Below are 18,899 nucleotides of genomic sequence, written 5' to 3' on the forward strand. Positions count from 1 at the left end.
ACTTTGGGGTTAACAAGGCTGTTTGTGTTTGTTTTGCAGTTATTGGTGGGAATGGATTAACTTCAATTACCAAATGGCAACATATTTATTTCATCGGCATTGGTGCCATAATCATAGCCTCGCCAAAAAAAGCCGGGTGCACTAAACTTCCAAACTACCTCTCCATTTCTGGTTACTTCCCAATAGCCAAAATCACCTTCCGTAATCAAAATGTTGCCATTATCCAACTCCACGGCACCGGAAACCCGGGCTGAGTAAAGTTCAGCATCGGTGAAACTCCAAGTAACAATGGGTTCATTGTCAGCATCTTGGGTAAGTTGATACGTGCTTGGCAACTGTAATTCATAAACTGTAGATTGATCTAGGCCATTCCCATTGGAATAGATTAAAAGCCTATCAACCTCCCCTCTTTCTGGAAAATTTGGATGGTGGTTGTTATAGAACAATCTAGTTCCCTCAGTGTTTCCGTAGGTCTGGGGATTCCCAAACCTATAGACTAAATCCCCACCTTTGCCATATTGCCCACCGGTATGGGAGGCAGCTTCTTCAGTGGTAGTGCTATGGTCTATAACCCATACTTCTGAATAAAAATTGGCGCTCAGAAATATCAAATCGTTTTTTGGGTCGTAGGCAATGCCATTGGCGTGGATAAAATCACCGGCAATATCTGGCTGTAACCCATTTTTAATCGTAAAGTTAATATCAATTAACTCAGGGTGTTGGCGCACATTTCCAAAGTTGGATTTGTTTTCATCAATATCCTGCACAATATGGTCCATAGCATCCCATTCCCATACTATTTCATTGGTGTTGGGATTAATTTCTATGAGTGATTCTGGATATATCTGGGTTTCGAGCATAAAGCCAGCTTCTGTAGCTTGCTCTGGGGATAATTCCCTCCATACCATGGCCAAGACATTTCCATTCGGAAGCATTTCTGCATCGTGGTGGGTCTCCCCATCTTTGGAGGAATAGACAAATTCCCAAGATACATTTCCTGATGGTTCAATAATTTGAAGTTTTCCACCTTTTCCGCCAAGGGTTATTTGGGGTTCATCTGCTTCCAAGGACGCAATCAAATTACCGTTGGGCATGAGGAATACATCATTACCAATGTTATTGGTTAAAGGCCATTCATACAGTAACTCGGCTTCCTTGGTCATCAGATATACCCTGTTGTTACCAGCATCATTAACGAGGATGAGGTTGGGGTCAACCAGGTTAGGGTTAAGCATTTCAACATCCCCAATGGGAGTAAAGCCCACGGGTTCGTCAATAGGTTCCTCGGTTTCCTCGTTTGTTTCCTCAATTTGCTCTATTTCTTCTGTATCTGCCTCTTTGGTACAAGAAAGACAGAATAAAAAGCCGGTTAGAAATAAGAAACGGATTATAGTAGTTTTAAACATGTCTTTATGGAATTAGTACACAATGGATTGCGTATTTTTCACGGAAGGAAGGTAAAAAGAAATCCACTAAAAATAAAAAAGCCACCTTTTAAAAGGTGGCTTTTAACATTATAAACAAAGGATTTAATCCTTGCAAAAGTCTATGGTAATTGGTCCAGCGTCAACACCTGTGTATCCACCTACAACGTTTCCGTTTGGTGTAATGATTTCAAAACCAATTTCACCGTAGAAGTCGCCCGGAAAGAACCAGTCTGCGGACTCAGTTCCTGCTGGAATTGTTATTGTACCAGTTCCGCTAGAGCCATCATTGGGAACACAATCAGTGCCGCCAAGGAACGTTCCTGCTGCGCTACCGTAAGGAGAACAAAGGCCTACTTCTAAAACAGTTCCATCATTCAACGTTACCGTGATACCGGCCCCACCACCACCGGTGGAAGTTTGCCAGCCGTCACCGTAGGAATCCGTCATGTTAATAGTCCAAACACCTGGCGTTGGAGCTTTTGGAGGACATACAACAGTGGCAGAATAGAGGAAAGGCGAAGAGAAAAAAGCACCAGTCAATGTACTTGAATTTTGAGCGAAAGACAACCTTCGTCCGCTTTCAAGCACCAATTCAAACCTAATCCTAAATTGGTCACTCCCATCAATTTCATCCGCTGCTATCCCTGTACCTGCCAGTAATTCGGCCAAGGTTGCGTTAAAAGTAAATTGCGGATAACCAGCAGGGCCTCCAATGAAGTCGGCAGCATTAATAGTGGTAAGCAAATTTTCCTCAGTATTACCAGGAGCATCATCTGGGGTAGCGTCCCTAAAACTTACGAAAACATCTACTGCGGTTACGGCACGGCCGTTGTCACGTGCTTGAACTTCAAGAGTGACACCAAAACTACCATCGGAAACACCAATGGGTAACTCGTCCGATAGTACTTCTATCGTGCGTAACGCCGCTCCACGTTCAACGTCAGCGATGATTTGATCAAACACCTTATCCCCATCTTCACAGGCAGCAAACACCAAAACCGAAGCTGCGGAAAATGCTTTTATATAATTTTTTATCTGTTTTTTCATTTGATTAATTTTTATTAATTAGCGGGTGGAAAGGTTGGGCTATCAGGATTATTGTCCCAAAACACTTTATCCGTCAATGCCGTTTTCTGAGACAAATTCGGATTGGTGATTACCTCATTTTGGGGATAAAGTAACGTTCTAGGGAAAGGTCCAGGGTTAAGTTCCCAGTTGGGCAATACCGTTGTGGGGTAACCAGTCTTTCTATAGTAATTGTATGACTCCGTAGCACCGCCATATAGTGTGGTGAAGTACTGCTCAGCAAAGATATTTTGCTTTCCTTCATCATCAGCTGCGTTGTAGGCAGCAACAATACCGTCGATATAGGCCGTAACGTCCGCAGCAGTTGGAGCAAGTGATAAATCGGCAGATCCGTCCAATGCACCAAAGCTTTGTACTTTGGCTATGGATTTTTCAAGTCCGGTTCTCATAAAAGTGGCTTTGTCTGCCAAAGGAGACATTTCTCCCCTCCAAAAATCTACATAGGATGCAAGGATGATAGGTTCTATACCAGCACCGCCTCCACCTTTGCCTAGACCTACGCCTTCTGTAAGACCGCTGTCCGCATCAAAAGCACTACTATCAAACAAACCTCCTGCGGGGTAAACACCAACTGCCGTTCTTTTAAAACTATCTGGAGGCGTTCCTTCGTCATTACCGTGAGATCTTCCCCAGTAACCGTTATCCACGCTACAATAGGTGAAGTTTCCATCAATATAATGTTGTGGCACTTGTGCCAATGAACAGGCTAAATCTTCTTCGTTGGGGTCTACAGGATCTCCATTAACATCAAGGGCACCTGGTGTGCCATTGGATTGGCGATAGAAATAGTATCTAATTCGAGGGTCGTTATTCTCCAACATCAGTTCCATCAACCAATTGGATTGGTAAATGTTGGCACCGGATGGCGTATAATCAGCGGCATAATCAGGATGACGCGTATCTGGCTGTAGTTCACTGGTACCATACTGTAACTGAAAATCATCTTCGTTATCAGTAATATAGTTTCCACCTGCTATGATTGCATTAAAAGCTGCAACATTGCCCGTATTCTTGTAAGATCTAAGTCGCAAGGTATTGATTAATTTAACCCACTTGGAAGTATCTTCATCATAAAAGAAGTCCGTTGCCCCTTGGGAGGCAGGGCTACCACTTAGTAAAGCTTCCGCTTCATCCAACAGTTGGAATGCAGCAGCATAAACCGCTTCTCCACTATCTAAGGTAGGTGCGGGGAATTCCAATGGATTTCCAGCTTGGCTAAATGCAGCTTCACCCAAAAAGTCAACCAATTGAAAGAGGCTGTGGGCATAAAGAGTTTTAGTAACCCCTATGTGGAATGAATAATCAACATCAGTCTCGGCATCAATTTGTTCCAATGCTTGGAGGTTAGTCAACATACCTACAGAAACACCATCTCCAACACCGTTGCCACCAGAACTGTAAGTTCTGGACCAAGCACCGTTTAATACGGTTCCAGGTAGCTGGTTAAAGTAGTCCCTTCCAAAAAAGTAATCTATTCTTGTCAATTCCGCGGCGTTGTCGCTAAACGTCTGTTGGTTTGTGGCATAGGCCAATTGTACTGCGTTAAGCAATAAATTGGGGTCTGCCTGCGTCGTTGACAAATCGTTCGGACTTACCGTCTGATCGAGGTCAGTAGTCTCACAAGAGGCAATAAACCCACCTGTAAGCAATACTAGCGTTATATTTTTAAATAATTTTTTCATTGTATATCTCATTAACAATTTTATTAGAAACTTGCTTTAAGGGTAATACCATATCTTCTGGACGCTGGGCCGTTCAAGAAATCGAACCCTCTACCGTTTCCGATACCTGCACCAGCTACGTTAGGATCAAAGTTGGCGCCATCTGGTGTGTTGTACGCATCATACCAAAGGTTAAAGCCTTGAGCTGTGATGGATAAACTACCAAAAGGTGTCTTCTCCAAAAATCTCGTTGGAAAACTGTAGCTTAGGGATACCTCTTGTAAACGAATTACGGAAGCATCATAAACCCTTGTTTCAGTTGGACCAAAAAGGAGGTTGTTGAAGAAATAGGTAGAGTTGTTGATTTGGATATCGTTAGGCTGTCCCGTGCTCTGGCGTACGCCTGGTAAAATATAGGTATCCAAACGATCTTCTGTTTCTACGATCAATCCACGACCTAATAATGCAGCAACAGTACTGGACATGATGTCTCCACCTTTGGTATGGTTAATCTGGAAGTTTAAATTCCAGTTTTTGTAACGGATAGAGTTGATAAAGTTCATCTGATAATCCGGTACGGCATCACCGATAATGGGTACATTGCCATCAGCGTCTTGCTCCGCTACAACGTAACTACCCCCATCGTTTATCAAAAAGTTGCCATCGGCATCCCTTGCAATGGCCGTACCTACCATGGTTCCTAGAGATTCACCTTCAATAGCGGCGTTAGAGCCTCTAAACAGCCCACCTCCAACAGCTAACGAACCAGCATAGGCGATAAAATCTTGCTCTTGCTCGGTAACCAACTCTTCATTTGCAAAGAAATTTACGCTAGAATTCCAAGAGAAATCTTCGGACCTAAAGATATCAACACCAACTACAGCTTCAAAACCTTTGTTGCTGATTTGGCCAATGTTACTTTGGGTAAAGCTAAACCCTGTAGATGGCGACAAAGGTTCGGTTACGATAAGGTCGTTTGTTCTTTTGTCGTAATAAGTCATATCTAAAGAAATCCTGTTTTTCCAGAACTTGGTTTCCAATCCAATTTCAAATTCTTCCAGTAATTCTGGTTTTAAATCAGGATTAGCTCGGAAGTTGTCTACTTGGTTGGTAGTGATCAAGCCGCCACCAAAAGGATCATCAAAGCGTTGCGTAGTTTGTTCCACTACATTTACCGTGGGATATGAAAATTGGGTATCAAAGTTCGCAGACGTTCCGTATCCTGCCCTAATCTTCAAGAAATTTAAACCATTTTCAGATTTTAGACCTGGAAAGGTCTCCAAGGGTAGCCATGATAAACTTGCCCCAGGATACGTTTGGTTTCTATTGGCACGTTGGAAATTGGAAACCCAGTCAGACCTTGCTGAAACGTTTAGGAAGAGCATGTTGTCATAATCCAAACTAGCTTGCCCCAGTAGACCAACAATGTTTCGGTTCCTACTGAACTGTATAGGTCTTTGGTTTTCGAAATTGAAATGTCTTTTTACACCAAATACGATTTGTCCGGTACTTGCGACCCCAGAACGGTCAAAATTATCTTGTCTAGCATTGGCACCTACTGTAAAAGTCATTCCGAATTTTTCCGAAAGATCATAGTTGGCGTTCAAGGATAAAAAGTGGTCCCAAATAGTACTATTGTTATCGAAGGTGTCATAGAATCCAAAGATGGCCTCTGTAAACTCTACACCCCCTTTGTTGGAGCCATTGATGTTACGTTCGTTGTAAAAATCCAAACCGGTCCTCCAAGTAACGTTCATATTATCATTTAACTGGTAGTCCAAAGAAACATTCCAGTTCACACGGTTAGTCAACTGTCTATATTGGACATTTTTAGCGGTCCACCTTGGATTAATGATATCGTTACCATTACGGTAATAGACACTGGAACCATCAATAGGATTTTCAAAGGGTAAACCCATTAAATCCACACTCAAGGGTGTAAAGAATACATTACCGAATACGGATAGACCATCTGTACCGTTACCCCTACTGGAGGCCACCGGAGGGCTGGTCACGTCTGTTCTCGCATAGTTCATGGTGCCCCTTACCGTAAATTTATTACTGAGTTTAGACACACCACCTACAGAAATGGTAGTTCTGTTTAGACCATTGCCAGGGGTAAAGTTTTCCTCTCCTAAATACCCAATATTGGCATTAAAACTGGTGTTGCCATCAGCGCTCCCGCCTGCAATGTTTACAGAGGTGTTGGTGGCAAATCCTGGCCTAAAAAAGTTTTCTACTGAATTATAAGGTCTCCAGGCATAGCGTGCGCCTTGTAGCTCTGGAAAAGCATTTCTGGTTGAGGCAACTGCCGTTGTGGAATAGGGATGTTCCAAGGTGCCTTGGTCATCAATGGCTGATTGTCTTCCCCAACCGGCTACACCGTCACGATCAAAACTAGGTCCCCAGTTACTAAAGAACCAACCAAAATTCTGGTCGAAACCATTACCATACTGTTGTTGGTATTCCGGTAAGGATGCCAATTCTATATTAAAGAAAGACTGGCTTACCGTAATTTCAGTTTTTTTAGGTCCTCCATTGTTAGCAGCACCCGCTTTGGTGGTAATCAAAATCACCCCGTTACGTCCCTGGCTACCATATAAGGTAGCGGCTGCAAGACCTTTAAGTACTTCTATACTTTCAATGTTGTTGGGATCTAAGTCCAAGAATCGTGAAGATCCAGGATTACCAGAAATAAAGTTACCAGCGGAGTTGGTATCGTTACTAAATGGGACACCATCAACAATAAATAAAGCTTGGTTGGTTCCACTAAAGGAACTAATACCCCTAACGTTAATATTGGTACCAGAACCAGAGGTACCACCTGCCGCAACAATTTGTACACCCGCAGCTTTACCGGATAATACCCTGGCAACATCGCCCTCGGTACGGTTTTCAAGAGCTTCCGATCCTACGGAGGTAACCGCATAACCAAGCGCTTTCTTTTCCCGCTTGATACCTTGGGCGGTGACCACCACCTCTTCCAAGGCTTGCGCGTCCTCTTTCATCTGTACATTTATAGTACTACTTGCCCCAACAGTTTGGCGTACATCCTGTTGGCCAATGTAAGTAAAAAGAAGGCTTTGGCCCACACTGGCGGTGATGGCGTAATTTCCATCAAAATCCGTTTGTGTACCATTAGACGTACCTTCTACGACAATGTTAACCCCAGGCAACGGTAGTCCATCCGCATCGGTGACCGTACCTGAAATCGTCTTGTCCTGTGCAAACGATAAATGCACGACAAACGCCAATAAAAGCGTTAAGATTCCATTTAGTTTTGTTCTCATTTTTTAATTATTTGAATTAGCTAGCCGCTAAAATCATAATTTCATGTTAATAATCCAAACTAATTTCACTAAACTTTCACAGTTTTGATTTTATCCACATAATCTAGCAGGCTATTTCATATTCCATAATTAGACCTTGAACTTTTTAGTTATTGTTTAAAATATCAATCCTTGGGTTCCTACTTGTATTCTTAAAGGTCATATATGTTTTGAAGCGTTGGACAGTTGGTTTCTTTCCCAGTTTTTCATTTTGTTTTGCTTTTTTTAACCAACCATTTGAATAATTCCTAATAATCATTACATTTGCAGCCCCAAAAAATGGGGTTATTTGATATTTAATAGACATATTAATGCCAACAATTTCACAATTAGTAAGAAAAGGAAGGGTCACAATTACCAAGAAGAGTAAATCGGCCGCTCTAGATTCTTGCCCACAAAGAAGAGGGGTTTGTACGCGTGTGTACACCACGACACCTAAGAAGCCAAATTCTGCCATGCGAAAAGTGGCTAGGGTTAGGCTAACCAACGGTAAAGAGGTAAACGCATACATACCTGGCGAAGGGCACAATCTACAAGAGCACTCGATAGTATTGGTAAGAGGTGGAAGGGTAAAGGATTTACCAGGAGTTAGATACCACATCGTTCGTGGAGCATTGGATACCGCTGGGGTTGCGGGTAGGACGCAACGTAGGTCTAAGTACGGTGCAAAACGCCCAAAAAAGTAAATTAGAAAGACTTTAGTAAGAAACGATGAGAAAAAGACAGGCAAAGAAAAGGCCAATTTTACCAGACCCTAGGTTTGGGGATCAGTTGGTAACACGATTTGTGAACATGATGATGTGGGACGGGAAAAAATCCGTTGCATTTAAGGTGTTCTATGATGCTATAGATATTGTAGAGGAAAAAAATACGGACGAGGAGAAAACCGCACTGGATTTGTGGAAAGATGCTTTGTCCAATGTGATGCCCCATGTTGAGGTAAGGAGCCGTAGGGTAGGAGGGGCAACTTTTCAAATCCCTATGCAGATTCGTCCGGATAGAAAGATTTCAACCGCTATGAAGTGGCTTATTTTGTATGCAAGAAAGCGTAACGAAAAGTCCATGGCACAAAAACTGGCGGCAGAGGTTTTGGCAGCGGCCAAGGAAGAAGGTGCCGCGGTAAAAAAACGGGTGGACACCCATAAAATGGCCGAAGCAAATAAAGCATTCTCACACTTCAGATTCTAATTGCAATGGGTAGAGATTTAAAATACACAAGAAATATTGGTATTGCCGCGCACATTGATGCCGGTAAGACCACCACCACGGAACGTATATTGTTCTACACCGGTGTGAGCCATAAAATTGGTGAGGTGCACGATGGTGCTGCTACCATGGATTGGATGGAGCAAGAGCAAGAGCGTGGAATCACCATCACCTCTGCGGCCACCACATGTACCTGGCAGTTCCCCACAGAAAATGGCAAACCCACTGCTGATGCTAAAGGATATCATTTCAATATCATAGATACCCCAGGACACGTTGATTTTACGGTTGAGGTAAACCGTTCCTTGCGGGTTTTGGATGGTTTGGTTTTCCTCTTCAGTGCTGTAGATGGTGTTGAGCCACAGTCAGAAACCAACTGGAGGTTGGCAGACAATTATAAGGTACCCAGAATTGGTTTTGTGAACAAAATGGACCGTCAGGGCTCTAACTTTCTTATGGTTTGCAAGCAAGTAAGGGAAATGTTGGGTTCCAATGCCGTGCCGATTGTTTTGCCGATAGGTGAAGAGGCAGATTTTAAAGGGATTGTGGATTTGGCCAAGAACCGTGCCATTGTCTGGCATGAGGAAGGTTTTGGTTCTACATTTGATGTTATTGACATCCCTGAGGACATGAAGGCCGAAGTAAAGGAGTACCGTGCAGCGCTTATTGAAGCGGTTGCGGAATACGATGAGGCGTTGATGGAGAAGTTCTTTGAGGATGAGGATTCCATCACGGAGGAAGAAGTGCATGCCGCGCTTAGGGCAGCCGTTATGGATCGTGCCATTATTCCAATGATTTGTGGTTCTTCCTTTAAAAATAAAGGAGTGCAGTTTTTATTGGATGCCGTCTGTAGGTATCTGCCTTCACCTATAGATAAAGATGATATTGTTGGTACAGATCCTAATACAGGTGCCGAGATTACCAGAAAACCGGATGCAAAAGAACCTTTTGCAGCCTTAGCCTTTAAGATTGCAACCGATCCATTCGTTGGTAGATTGGCGTTTTTTAGGGCATATTCTGGCCGTTTGGATGCGGGTTCTTATATTTTGAACAATCGTTCTGGAAAAAAAGAGCGAATCTCACGTATTTACCAGATGCATTCCAATAAACAGAATGCCATAGATTTTATAGAGGCGGGTGATATTGGTGCGGCAGTTGGTTTTAAGGATATCAAAACCGGGGATACCATGTCCTCCGAGAAGCATCCAATTATTTTGGAAAGTATGGATTTCCCCGATCCGGTGATTGGTATTGCGGTAGAGCCCAAGACCAAGGCAGATGTAGATAAGTTAGGGATGTCTTTGGCCAAGTTGGCGGAGGAAGACCCAACCTTTCAAGTGAAAACGGATGAAGCTTCTGGCCAGACCATTATTTCTGGTATGGGTGAGCTTCACTTAGATATTATTGTGGACCGTTTGCGTCGTGAGTTTAAGGTTGATGTCAACCAAGGACAGCCGCAAGTGGAATACAAAGAAGCCATTACCAAGGTAGCGGATCATAGGGAAGTGTACAAGAAGCAGTCTGGTGGGCGTGGTAAATTTGCGGATATTGTATTTACCATGGAACCTGCTGGAGAGGATGTTGTGGGCCTTGAGTTCGTCAATGTCATCAAAGGTGGTAATATCCCAAAAGAATACATTCCATCCGTAGAAAAAGGATTTAAGGAAGCCATGAAAAACGGCCCCTTGGCTGGTTTTGAGATGGATAGCATGAAAGTTACCTTAAAAGATGGATCTTTCCACCCTGTGGATTCTGACTCACTTTCTTTTGAGCTTGCCGCCAAAATGGGATATAAGGTTGCCGCGAAAGCGGCTAGGGCTGTATTGATGGAGCCAATCATGAAGATTGAAGTGTTGACGCCGGAGGAAAATATGGGAGATATTGTTGGTGACTTAAACAGAAGACGCGGAACTATTAGTAATATGAGTGATCGTGCAGGGTCCAAAGTGGTAAAAGGTGAAGTGCCCCTATCAGAAATGTTTGGGTACGTTACCTCCTTAAGGACACTTTCATCGGGCCGTGCCACCTCTACCATGGAGTTCTCCCACTACGCGGAAACACCATCAAATATTGCCGAGGAAGTAATTAAAGCAGCAAAAGGAGTAACAGCATAATTTTCAGAAGATGAGTCAAAAAATTAGAATTAAATTGAAGTCCTACGATCACAATTTGGTGGACAAGTCTGCTGAAAAGATTGTGAAGACCGTAAAGACCACAGGAGCTGTGGTGACAGGGCCAATTCCGTTACCAACGCATAAAAAGATTTTTACCGTGCTTCGTTCGCCACACGTGAACAAGAAGTCAAGAGAGCAGTTCCAGTTAAGCTCGTACAAGAGGTTATTGGATATTTACAGTTCTTCTTCAAAAACTATTGATGCTTTAATGAAATTAGAGCTCCCTAGTGGTGTAGAAGTCGAAATAAAGGTGTAAGTTTGCACGCCCTTTAAAAAAGGGTAACATGTCCTGAGCCGCGAGCGAGGGAAAAACGGTGAAAGAAAAGAATCTGGGTCAGGTGTTTTCTTGACCCATTTTTATGAGCAAAAGCTAGAGTAACAAAGTTTAGAAACACAATTAAATTAAAGATAAATGTCTGGGTTAATAGGAAAAAAAATCGGCATGACCAGCATCTTTGACGAGAATGGAAAAAACATTCCATGTACCGTTATCCAAGCTGGACCATGTGTGGTTACCCAAGTCAGAACCGAAGAGGTGGACGGGTACAGTGCCCTTCAGCTTGGTTTCGATGACAAGGCAGAAAAGCGTGCTAACAGGGCCGAAATGGGCCATGTTAAAAAGGCAGGTGCTTCTCCAAAGAAAAAGGTCGTTGAATTCCGGGATTTTGAAGGTGAATTTAAATTAGGTGATACCGTAGGTGTCGACCTTTTTCAGGAAGGAGAATTTGTAGATGTCGTTGGTACGTCCAAAGGCAAAGGTTTTCAGGGTGTTGTAAAACGCCATGGCTTTGGTGGTGTTGGACAAGCAACGCACGGGCAGCATAACAGGCTTCGTGCACCAGGTTCCATAGGTGCCGCATCCTATCCTGCGAGGGTTTTTAAGGGGATGAAAATGGCCGGTAGAATGGGTGGTGATCGTGTTACGGTTCAAAACCTCAGGGTTCTAAAGGTAGTTCCAGAAAAGAACATTATTGTCGTAAAAGGAGCAGTACCTGGTCATAAAAATGCTTACGTAACCGTAGAAAAGTAAGGTAATGAAGGTAGCAATTTTAGATATCAAAGGAAAAGATACGGGCAGGAAGGTTGAGCTTTCCGAAGAAGTGTTCGGTATAGAGCCAAATGAGCACGCTATTTATTTAGACGTAAAGCAATATTTGGCACACCAAAGGCAAGGAACGCACAAGGCCAAAGAGCGAGCGGAAATTGCTGGTAGTACAAGAAAAATCAAAAAACAAAAGGGTACCGGTACCGCAAGGGCCGGTAGTATAAAATCCCCGGTTTTCCGTGGTGGTGGTCGAATTTTTGGTCCTAGACCAAAGGATTATTCCCAAAAGCTGAACAAGAATGTGAAGCGTTTGGCACGGAAATCTGCACTAAGTAGCAAGGCCAAGGACAAGGCACTTATTGTGGTTGAGGATTTTAATTTCGACATTCCCAAGACTAAAAGTTTTGTGGAGGTTTTAAGCGCCTTGGGTGTGGGGAATAAAAAGTCGCTCGTTGTCTTGGGTGACACGAATAATAGTGTATATTTGTCGTCGCGAAATTTTAAAGGCGCTGAGGTTGTAAAAAGCTCGGAATTAAGCACTTATGAAATTTTGAACGCCAATAGTGTAGTGGTATTGGAAAGTGCCGTAGCAGGAATAGAGTCTAACTTAAGTAAATAATTGTAACATGAGTGTGTTGATAAAGCCAATCATTACGGAAAAAATGACCGCGGATAGCGAGCTTTTTAATCGTTATGGTTTCTACGTTGACCCAAAGGCCAATAAGCTTCAGATTAAGGAAGCTGTTGAAGTGGCCTATGGTGTTACGGTTGAAAAAGTTAGAACCATGAACTATGGTCCCGAACGTAAAACACGTTATACCAAGACCGGTATTCAGCATGGAAAAACGAATTTGCGTAAGAAAGCGATCGTTGATGTGTCTGAGGGAGATATTATTGATTTTTACAGCAATCTATAAAGACGGATAATGTCAGTTAGAAAATTAAAACCGATTACGCCAGGACAGCGTTTTAGAGTAGTAAATGGGTTTGACGCCATTACTACTGATAAGCCGGAGAAAAGTTTACTTGCTCCGTTAAAAAAGTCTGGCGGTAGAAACAGTCAAGGAAAGATGACCATGAGCCATAGGGGCGGTGGTCATAAGAGAAGGTATCGTATTATTGATTTCAAACGGGATAAGCAAGGTGTTGCTGCTGAAGTGAAATCTATACAGTATGATCCAAATAGAACGGCGTTCATAGCCCTTGTGGAGTATAAAGACGGGGATAAGGCGTATGTGGTAGCCCAAAATGGGTTGCAAGTGGGTCAAAAAATCGTTGCTGGTGAGGGTGCGGCCCCGGAAATCGGAAATGCTTTATTTTTAAAAGATATACCGCTTGGGACCATCATTTCCTGTATTGAACTAAGACCTGGCCAAGGTGCGGTAATGGCACGTAGTGCCGGTACTTTTGCACAGCTGATGGCCAAAGAGGGTAAGTTTGTGACCGTTAAACTTCCATCTGGGGAAACACGTTTGATATTGGCCAATTGTCTTGCTACCATAGGGGCAGTTTCCAATTCTGACCATCAATTGCTTGTTTCCGGTAAGGCTGGAAGAAGTAGATGGTTGGGCAGACGACCACGTACAAGACCAGTGGTAATGAACCCTGTTGATCACCCAATGGGTGGTGGTGAAGGTAGGGCTTCAGGTGGTCATCCTAGGTCTAAAAACGGTATTCCTGCCAAAGGCTTTAGGACCCGTTCCAAAACCAAGGATAGCAACAGATATATCATAGAACGTAGAAAGAAATAAAAAGAAAGTAAATGGCACGTTCATTAAAAAAAGGACCTTACGTTCATCATAGTTTAGAGAAGAAAGTTCAACAAAATGTTGATTCTGGAAAAAAGACCGTCATTAAGACTTGGTCAAGAGCTTCCATGATTACGCCAGATTTTGTTGGTCAAACTATAGCGGTACATAATGGGAGACAGTTTGTTCCGGTATATGTAACTGAAAATATGGTGGGGCATAAATTAGGAGAATTTTCACCAACACGTTCCTTTAGGGGGCATGCGGGTGCTAAGAATAAAGGAAAAAGGTAAGCTATGGGAGTTCGCAAAAAACAGATGGCTGAGAGAATAAAGGCAGAAAAAAAGGAGATGGCATTTGCCAAGCTCAACAACTGCCCTACTTCACCTAGAAAAATGAGATTGGTTGCCGATCTTGTGCGTGGTAAAAACGTTGAGATGGCATTGGCGATTTTAAGGTTCAACCCTAAAGAGGCTTCTAGAAAACTTGAAAAGTTGCTATTGTCCGCTATTGCCAATTGGGAAGCAAAAAATGAGGATGCAAGTATTGAGGATGCAGATTTGTTTGTTAAGGAGATACGTGTGGACAGCGGCACCATGTTAAAAAGGTTGCGTCCTGCACCCCAGGGCCGTGCCCACAGAATTAGAAAACGTTCAAATCATGTGACTATGATATTGGGAGCTAACAATAACACAGAAGCTACAGCATAATATGGGACAGAAAACGAATCCAATAGGAAATCGCTTGGGAATTATCAGAGGCTGGGAGTCTAACTGGTACGGCGGTAACGATTATGGAGATAAGTTGGCAGAGGATGACAAGATTAGAAAGTACATCCATGCGAGATTAGCCAAGGCTAGTGTTTCTAGGGTCATCATAGAACGTACGCTTAAGTTGATCACCATTACCATTACCACCGCTAGACCCGGGATTATTATCGGGAAGGGTGGTCAGGAAGTGGATAAGTTAAAGGAGGAATTGAAGAAAATCACCAACAAGGAGGTTCAAATCAATATCCATGAGATTAAAAGACCAGAAGTGGACGCCTACTTGGTAGCTGCAAGTGTTGCAAGGCAAATCGAGAGTAGAATCTCTTATCGTCGTGCGATAAAGATGGCCATTGCGGCAGCAATGAGGATGAACGCAGAAGGAATAAAGATACAAATATCTGGTCGTTTGAACGGGGCTGAGATGGCACGTTCAGAATCTTATAAAGACGGTAGGATTCCATTGTCCACCTTTAGGGCAGATATTGATTATGCGCTTGTTGAAGCCCATACCACTTATGGAAGGTTAGGTATTAAGGTTTGGATCATGAAGGGTGAGGTGTATGGCAAAAGGGAATTGTCCCCCTTGGTAGGTTTGTCTACCGGTAGCAAGGGTGGCAAGCAGGATGGAAAGAGACAACAGCGTCGTAGAAAATAATTTAAGGTAAACAGAAGGTAAGATGTTACAGCCGAAAAGAACAAAGTTTCGTAAAGCCCAGAAAGGGCGGATGAAAGGTGTTTCACAAAGGGGTCACCAGCTATCAAACGGCATGTTTGGTATTAAATCCTTGGATTCACATTTTATTACATCACGTCAGATAGAAGCGGCACGTATTGCTGCCACCAGATACATGAAGAGACAAGGCCAGCTTTGGATTAAAATATTTCCGGACAAGCCAATTACCAAAAAACCTTTGGAGGTTCGTATGGGTAAGGGTAAGGGTGCGCCGGAATATTGGGTAGCTGTTGTGAAACCCGGAAGAATCATGTTTGAAGTAGGTGGCGTGCCACATGACATTGCTAAAGAAGCCTTGCGTTTGGCGGCTCAGAAATTACCGGTGAAGACTAAATTTATTGTAGCCAGGGATTACGCTGGATAAGTAAAACTGATAAAGATGAAACAAGCAGAGATTAAGGAATTATCGGTTGAGGAACTTCAGCTTAAGCTTACCGAGGTAAAGAAGGAGTATGCTGATTTAAAAGTGGCACATGCTGTGACCCCACTTGAGAATCCTCTTCTAATTAGAAAGACTAGAAAAACGGTTGCAAGGTTGGCGACAGAGTTAACTAAAAGGGAATTACAATAACGGGTTCGGCCTTATGGAAGATAACACAAGAAATTTAAGAAAAGAAAGGATTGGCGTTGTAACCAGTAACAAAATGGAAAAGTCCATTGTTGTTTCGGAGGTAAAACGTGTAAAGCATCCTATGTACGGTAAATTCGTTTTAAAAACAAAAAAGTACGTTGCACATGATGAAAAAAATGATTGCAACGAGGGCGATACCGTAAAGATAATGGAAACACGTCCTTTGAGTAAAACGAAGTGTTGGAGGTTAGTTGAAATCCTTGAAAGAGCAAAATAATTATGTTACAGCAAGAATCAAGATTAAAAGTTGCGGATAACACTGGTGCCAAAGAGGTATTGACCATACGTGTGCTAGGAGGAACAAAACGTCGTTACGCTTCGGTGGGAGATAAAATTGTGGTCACTGTTAAGGAGGCTGCACCTAATGGTGGCGTTAAGAAAGGTTCCGTTTCCACTGCTGTGGTCGTAAGGACCAAAAAAGAGGTGAGAAGACCGGATGGATCATACATCCGTTTTGATGACAACGCTTGCGTATTATTAAATCCAACCGGAGAAATGCGGGGTACCCGTGTTTTTGGACCTGTTGCAAGGGAACTGCGGGACAAGCAGTTTATGAAGATTGTTTCATTAGCTCCCGAAGTGCTTTAAATCCAAGAGAAGATGATTAAATTAAAAATAAAAACAGGAGACACCGTTAAGATTATTGCCGGGGACCACAAAGGTACTGAGGGCAAGGTAATGCGCGTGGACTTGAACAAGAACAAGGCTATTGTTGAAGGTGCCAATATGGTGTCCAAACATGAAAAGCCAAGTGCTAAGAACCCACAGGGGGGTATAGTGAAAAAAGAGGCACCCATACATATTTCCAATCTTGCCCTTATTGATGCCAACGGTGATACAACTAGGGTAGGTTACGAACTAAGAGACGGAAAGAAAGTAAGGGTTTCTAAAAAATCTGGAGAAATAGTTTAGTCATGAGTTACATCCCAAGATTAAAGCAGGAGTACAAGGAGCGCATTGTTAAAGCGTTGTCAGAGGAGTTTAGTTACAAAAATGTAATGCAGGTTCCCAAACTTCAGAAAATTGTCGTGAGCCGCGGCGTTGGTGCCGCTGTTGCCGATAAGAAGTTAATTGACCATGCGGTAGAGGAATTATCCAATATTACGGGTCAGAAGGCAGTAGCCACGGTATCTAAAAAGGATGTTGCGGCATTTAAGTTAAGAAAAGGCATGCCTATTGGTGCCAAAGTCACCCTAAGGGGTGAAAGGATGTATGAGTTTCTGGATCGGTTGATCACCACGGCATTGCCAAGGGTACGTGATTTTCAAGGCGTTAGGGCAACCGGTTTTGATGGAAGGGGAAACTACAGTTTAGGGGTGACCGAGCAGATTATTTTTCCTGAAATCAATATTGATAAAATTAATAGAATCAACGGTATGGATATCACCTTTGTGACTTCTGCCGAGACCGATAAGGAAGCGAAATCATTGTTAACCGAACTTGGAATTCCATTTAAAAAGTAGTTATGGCTAAGGAATCAATGAAGGCCCGCGAGAGGAAAAGGGCAAAAACAGTTGCAAAGTATGCAGCAAAGAGAAAAGCACTAAAGGAGGCCGGCGATTACGAGGCTTTGCAAAAGCTTCCCAAGAACGCTTCACCTGTTAGGATGAGAAATCGTTGTAAATTAACAGGTAGGCCAAGAGGATATATGAGAACCTTTGGTATTTCTAGGGTTACGTTTAGGGAAATGGCGAATCAAGGTCTGATTCCAGGTGTGAAAAAAGCTAGTTGGTAAACAGAATTAAAGAGTAGTAGAATGCTTACAGATCCAATATCAGATTATTTAACGCGTATACGTAATGCCAGTAGGGCTGGTCATCGCGTTGTAAATATACCGGCATCAAACTTAAAAAAGGAAATGACCAAGATTTTATTTGATCAAGGGTACATTCTTAGTTACAAGTTTGAGGAGGATACGGCCCAAGGGAATATTAAAATAGCCTTGAAGTACGATAAGTTTACCAAAGCCCCAGTGATTAAAAAATTGCAGCGGGTAAGTAAGCCCGGTCTGCGGAAATATACCGGTTCCGGTGAAATGCCACGAGTACTTAACGGGTTGGGTGTTGCCATCGTTTCCACCTCACATGGGGTAATGACAAGTAAGCAGGCCAAACAAGAGAATGTTGGTGGTGAGGTGTTGTGCTACGTTTATTAATAAGAGAAAAGTTTTAGGACATGTCTAGAATAGGTAATAATCCAGTTGCGGTTCCTGAGGGGGTCACTATAGAAGTTAAGGACAACCTTGTAACGGTTAAGGGCAAACTCGGTGAGTTAACACAAGAGTTCTCAGGTGTAGAGGTGGCCATGGAAGACGGTAGTCTTATGGTTAAAAGGCCTTCTGATTCCAAGGAACACAAGGCAAAACATGGGCTATACAGGTCTTTGTTTTTAAATATGGTAGAAGGAGTATCCAAAGGATGGACCAAGGAATTGGAATTAGTGGGGGTTGGATACCGTGCCAGTAACCAAGGTCAGAAATTGGATTTGGCCCTTGGGTTTTCCCACAATATTGTTCTGGATATTGCACCGGAGGTTAAAATAGAAACTGTTTCGGAGAAAGGAAAGAATCCAATCGTGAAGCTTACATCACACGATAAGCAGTTGGTAGGCCAGGTAGCAGCAAAAATTAGAGCATTTCGTAAGCCAGAGCCTTACAAAGGAAAAGGAATCAGGTTTGTTGGAGAGCAAATAAGAAGAAAAGCAGGTAAATCTGCCTAATAAAATCGAATTATGGGATTGTCTAAAACTGATAGAAGATTGCGTATTAGAAGAAGAATCAGAAAGATTTCTTCTGGTACCGAAGCTAGACCTAGGTTGTCGGTTTTCCGAAGTAATAAGGAAATATATGCCCAAGTGATTGATGATGTTAACGGTAAAACGTTAGCTTACGCATCTTCAAGGGACAAGGGCCTAGAGGCCAAAGGAACAAAAATTGAAGTAGCCAATGCTGTGGGCAAGGCCATAGCCGAAAAAGCAAAAGCGGCAGGTATAGAAGCCGTTGCTTTTGACAGAGGCGGTAATTTGTATCATGGAAGGGTAAAATCATTGGCCGAAGGTGCCAGGGAAGCAGGACTTAAATTCTAAATCAA

Annotated in this window: 26 protein-coding genes; 21 read left to right on the forward strand and 5 right to left on the reverse strand. The window is 42.9% G+C overall.

The genetic code is table 11. The annotated features are described in order from the left end of the window. Positions 1-62 precede the first annotated feature (62 nt). From I595_RS12180 to I595_RS17660, 5 genes are all read right to left on the reverse strand, one after another. Positions 63-1,406, reverse strand: a complete 1,344-nt coding sequence (locus tag I595_RS12180) for an aryl-sulfate sulfotransferase (protein ID WP_054559705.1) — start codon at positions 1,404-1,406, stop codon at positions 63-65. A 123-nt stretch (positions 1,407-1,529) separates the two neighbouring features. Next, positions 1,530-2,474 (reverse strand): hypothetical protein, encoded by a 945-nt coding sequence (locus I595_RS12185; protein ID WP_054559706.1) that lies wholly within the window; start codon positions 2,472-2,474, stop codon positions 1,530-1,532. A 14-nt stretch (positions 2,475-2,488) separates the two neighbouring features. Beyond that, a complete protein-coding gene (locus I595_RS12190) occupies positions 2,489-4,195 on the reverse strand; it encodes a SusD/RagB family nutrient-binding outer membrane lipoprotein (RefSeq protein WP_054559707.1) in 1,707 nt (568 codons plus the stop codon). 23 nt (positions 4,196-4,218) lie between these two features. Then, positions 4,219-7,464, reverse strand: coding sequence for a SusC/RagA family TonB-linked outer membrane protein (locus I595_RS12195; RefSeq protein WP_054559708.1), 3,246 nt, complete (start codon positions 7,462-7,464; stop codon positions 4,219-4,221). Positions 7,465-7,609: 145 nt separating this feature from the next. Continuing rightward, the gene (locus I595_RS17660; RefSeq protein ID WP_245628285.1) at positions 7,610-7,960 is read right to left on the reverse strand and encodes a hypothetical protein; all 351 of its coding nucleotides are present in this window, start codon (positions 7,958-7,960) and stop codon (positions 7,610-7,612) included. On the opposite strand from I595_RS17660, the gene rpsL reads away from it, so the two are divergent. The 21 genes from rpsL to rplR all read left to right on the forward strand — a co-directional run bounded on the left by rpsL (position 7,857) and on the right by rplR (position 18,894). Further along, on the forward strand, positions 7,857-8,189 hold the full coding sequence (gene rpsL, locus I595_RS12205; RefSeq protein ID WP_245628284.1) for a 30S ribosomal protein S12: 333 nt from the start codon (positions 7,857-7,859) through the stop codon (positions 8,187-8,189). The genes I595_RS17660 and rpsL overlap by 104 nt on opposite strands. Positions 8,190-8,214: 25 nt before the next feature. Then, on the forward strand, positions 8,215-8,691 hold the full coding sequence (gene rpsG / locus I595_RS12210) for a 30S ribosomal protein S7 (protein ID WP_054559710.1): 477 nt from the start codon (positions 8,215-8,217) through the stop codon (positions 8,689-8,691). 5 nt (positions 8,692-8,696) lie between these two features. Continuing rightward, on the forward strand, positions 8,697-10,823 hold the full coding sequence (gene fusA, locus I595_RS12215) for an elongation factor G (RefSeq protein ID WP_054559711.1): 2,127 nt from the start codon (positions 8,697-8,699) through the stop codon (positions 10,821-10,823). A gap of 10 nt (positions 10,824-10,833) precedes the next feature. Then, a complete protein-coding gene (gene rpsJ / locus I595_RS12220) occupies positions 10,834-11,139 on the forward strand; it encodes a 30S ribosomal protein S10 (RefSeq protein ID WP_007094989.1) in 306 nt (101 codons plus the stop codon). A gap of 156 nt (positions 11,140-11,295) precedes the next feature. After that, entirely contained in the window at positions 11,296-11,913 is a 618-nt protein-coding gene (rplC, locus tag I595_RS12225) for a 50S ribosomal protein L3 (RefSeq protein ID WP_054559712.1), read from the forward strand. 4 nt (positions 11,914-11,917) lie between these two features. Then, the gene (gene rplD, locus I595_RS12230; RefSeq protein ID WP_054559713.1) at positions 11,918-12,547 is read left to right on the forward strand and encodes a 50S ribosomal protein L4; all 630 of its coding nucleotides are present in this window, start codon (positions 11,918-11,920) and stop codon (positions 12,545-12,547) included. Between the two features lie 7 nt (positions 12,548-12,554). After that, positions 12,555-12,845 carry a 50S ribosomal protein L23 gene (rplW, locus tag I595_RS12235; RefSeq protein WP_054559714.1) on the forward strand — a complete coding sequence of 97 codons (291 nt, stop codon included), beginning with the start codon at positions 12,555-12,557 and terminating at the stop codon, positions 12,843-12,845. A 9-nt stretch (positions 12,846-12,854) separates the two neighbouring features. Continuing rightward, a complete protein-coding gene (gene rplB / locus I595_RS12240) occupies positions 12,855-13,679 on the forward strand; it encodes a 50S ribosomal protein L2 (RefSeq protein ID WP_054559715.1) in 825 nt (274 codons plus the stop codon). Positions 13,680-13,690: 11 nt separating this feature from the next. Then, positions 13,691-13,969, forward strand: coding sequence for a 30S ribosomal protein S19 (rpsS, locus tag I595_RS12245; RefSeq protein WP_054559716.1), 279 nt, complete (start codon positions 13,691-13,693; stop codon positions 13,967-13,969). A 3-nt stretch (positions 13,970-13,972) separates the two neighbouring features. Beyond that, positions 13,973-14,386 (forward strand): 50S ribosomal protein L22, encoded by a 414-nt coding sequence (gene rplV, locus I595_RS12250; RefSeq protein WP_054559717.1) that lies wholly within the window; start codon positions 13,973-13,975, stop codon positions 14,384-14,386. A 1-nt stretch (position 14,387) separates the two neighbouring features. Then, a complete protein-coding gene (rpsC, locus tag I595_RS12255) occupies positions 14,388-15,101 on the forward strand; it encodes a 30S ribosomal protein S3 (protein ID WP_054559718.1) in 714 nt (237 codons plus the stop codon). A gap of 22 nt (positions 15,102-15,123) precedes the next feature. After that, positions 15,124-15,543, forward strand: coding sequence for a 50S ribosomal protein L16 (gene rplP / locus I595_RS12260; protein WP_054559719.1), 420 nt, complete (start codon positions 15,124-15,126; stop codon positions 15,541-15,543). A 15-nt stretch (positions 15,544-15,558) separates the two neighbouring features. After that, the gene (gene rpmC, locus I595_RS12265; protein WP_054559720.1) at positions 15,559-15,750 is read left to right on the forward strand and encodes a 50S ribosomal protein L29; all 192 of its coding nucleotides are present in this window, start codon (positions 15,559-15,561) and stop codon (positions 15,748-15,750) included. Between the two features lie 13 nt (positions 15,751-15,763). Then, positions 15,764-16,027: a 30S ribosomal protein S17 gene (gene rpsQ, locus I595_RS12270; protein ID WP_054559721.1), complete on the forward strand. Its 264-nt coding sequence runs from the start codon at positions 15,764-15,766 to the stop codon at positions 16,025-16,027. 2 nt (positions 16,028-16,029) lie between these two features. Continuing rightward, a complete protein-coding gene (gene rplN, locus I595_RS12275) occupies positions 16,030-16,398 on the forward strand; it encodes a 50S ribosomal protein L14 (protein ID WP_054559722.1) in 369 nt (122 codons plus the stop codon). Positions 16,399-16,410: 12 nt separating this feature from the next. Further along, the gene (gene rplX / locus I595_RS12280; RefSeq protein ID WP_172675946.1) at positions 16,411-16,722 is read left to right on the forward strand and encodes a 50S ribosomal protein L24; all 312 of its coding nucleotides are present in this window, start codon (positions 16,411-16,413) and stop codon (positions 16,720-16,722) included. Between the two features lie 2 nt (positions 16,723-16,724). Continuing rightward, a complete protein-coding gene (gene rplE / locus I595_RS12285; RefSeq protein ID WP_054559723.1) occupies positions 16,725-17,273 on the forward strand; it encodes a 50S ribosomal protein L5 in 549 nt (182 codons plus the stop codon). A 2-nt stretch (positions 17,274-17,275) separates the two neighbouring features. Next, a complete protein-coding gene (rpsN, locus tag I595_RS12290; protein WP_054559724.1) occupies positions 17,276-17,545 on the forward strand; it encodes a 30S ribosomal protein S14 in 270 nt (89 codons plus the stop codon). Positions 17,546-17,566: 21 nt separating this feature from the next. Further along, complete coding sequence (gene rpsH, locus I595_RS12295; protein WP_054559725.1) at positions 17,567-17,965, forward strand: 30S ribosomal protein S8; 399 nt, start codon at positions 17,567-17,569, stop codon at positions 17,963-17,965. A 20-nt stretch (positions 17,966-17,985) separates the two neighbouring features. After that, entirely contained in the window at positions 17,986-18,528 is a 543-nt protein-coding gene (gene rplF / locus I595_RS12300) for a 50S ribosomal protein L6 (protein ID WP_054559726.1), read from the forward strand. Between the two features lie 12 nt (positions 18,529-18,540). Then, the gene (gene rplR, locus I595_RS12305) at positions 18,541-18,894 is read left to right on the forward strand and encodes a 50S ribosomal protein L18 (RefSeq protein WP_054559727.1); all 354 of its coding nucleotides are present in this window, start codon (positions 18,541-18,543) and stop codon (positions 18,892-18,894) included. The last annotated feature ends 5 nt before the right edge of the window (positions 18,895-18,899 follow it).

Source organism: Croceitalea dokdonensis DOKDO 023 (genome assembly GCF_001306415.1).
Taxonomy (GTDB): Bacteria; Bacteroidota; Bacteroidia; order Flavobacteriales; family Flavobacteriaceae; genus Croceitalea; species Croceitalea dokdonensis.

Bases quoted from the DNA above. Each gene is read 5' to 3' on its own strand.
- I595_RS12180 (WP_054559705.1), bottom strand. From the start codon at position 1,406: ATGTTTAAAACTACTATAATCCGTTTCTTATTTCTAACCGGCTTTTTA.
- I595_RS12185 (WP_054559706.1), bottom strand. From the start codon at position 2,474: ATGAAAAAACAGATAAAAAATTATATAAAAGCATTTTCCGCAGCTTCG.
- I595_RS12190 (WP_054559707.1), bottom strand. From the start codon at position 4,195: ATGAAAAAATTATTTAAAAATATAACGCTAGTATTGCTTACAGGTGGG.
- I595_RS12195 (WP_054559708.1), bottom strand. From the start codon at position 7,464: ATGAGAACAAAACTAAATGGAATCTTAACGCTTTTATTGGCGTTTGTC.
- I595_RS17660 (WP_245628285.1), bottom strand. From the start codon at position 7,960: ATGGCAGAATTTGGCTTCTTAGGTGTCGTGGTGTACACACGCGTACAA.
- rpsG (WP_054559710.1), top strand. From the start codon at position 8,215: ATGAGAAAAAGACAGGCAAAGAAAAGGCCAATTTTACCAGACCCTAGG.
- fusA (WP_054559711.1), top strand. From the start codon at position 8,697: ATGGGTAGAGATTTAAAATACACAAGAAATATTGGTATTGCCGCGCAC.
- rpsJ (WP_007094989.1), top strand. From the start codon at position 10,834: ATGAGTCAAAAAATTAGAATTAAATTGAAGTCCTACGATCACAATTTG.
- rplC (WP_054559712.1), top strand. From the start codon at position 11,296: ATGTCTGGGTTAATAGGAAAAAAAATCGGCATGACCAGCATCTTTGAC.
- rplD (WP_054559713.1), top strand. From the start codon at position 11,918: ATGAAGGTAGCAATTTTAGATATCAAAGGAAAAGATACGGGCAGGAAG.
- rplW (WP_054559714.1), top strand. From the start codon at position 12,555: ATGAGTGTGTTGATAAAGCCAATCATTACGGAAAAAATGACCGCGGAT.
- rplB (WP_054559715.1), top strand. From the start codon at position 12,855: ATGTCAGTTAGAAAATTAAAACCGATTACGCCAGGACAGCGTTTTAGA.
- rpsS (WP_054559716.1), top strand. From the start codon at position 13,691: ATGGCACGTTCATTAAAAAAAGGACCTTACGTTCATCATAGTTTAGAG.
- rplV (WP_054559717.1), top strand. From the start codon at position 13,973: ATGGGAGTTCGCAAAAAACAGATGGCTGAGAGAATAAAGGCAGAAAAA.
- rpsC (WP_054559718.1), top strand. From the start codon at position 14,388: ATGGGACAGAAAACGAATCCAATAGGAAATCGCTTGGGAATTATCAGA.
- rplP (WP_054559719.1), top strand. From the start codon at position 15,124: ATGTTACAGCCGAAAAGAACAAAGTTTCGTAAAGCCCAGAAAGGGCGG.
- rpmC (WP_054559720.1), top strand. From the start codon at position 15,559: ATGAAACAAGCAGAGATTAAGGAATTATCGGTTGAGGAACTTCAGCTT.
- rpsQ (WP_054559721.1), top strand. From the start codon at position 15,764: ATGGAAGATAACACAAGAAATTTAAGAAAAGAAAGGATTGGCGTTGTA.
- rplN (WP_054559722.1), top strand. From the start codon at position 16,030: ATGTTACAGCAAGAATCAAGATTAAAAGTTGCGGATAACACTGGTGCC.
- rplX (WP_172675946.1), top strand. From the start codon at position 16,411: ATGATTAAATTAAAAATAAAAACAGGAGACACCGTTAAGATTATTGCC.
- rplE (WP_054559723.1), top strand. From the start codon at position 16,725: ATGAGTTACATCCCAAGATTAAAGCAGGAGTACAAGGAGCGCATTGTT.
- rpsN (WP_054559724.1), top strand. From the start codon at position 17,276: ATGGCTAAGGAATCAATGAAGGCCCGCGAGAGGAAAAGGGCAAAAACA.
- rpsH (WP_054559725.1), top strand. From the start codon at position 17,567: ATGCTTACAGATCCAATATCAGATTATTTAACGCGTATACGTAATGCC.
- rplF (WP_054559726.1), top strand. From the start codon at position 17,986: ATGTCTAGAATAGGTAATAATCCAGTTGCGGTTCCTGAGGGGGTCACT.
- rplR (WP_054559727.1), top strand. From the start codon at position 18,541: ATGGGATTGTCTAAAACTGATAGAAGATTGCGTATTAGAAGAAGAATC.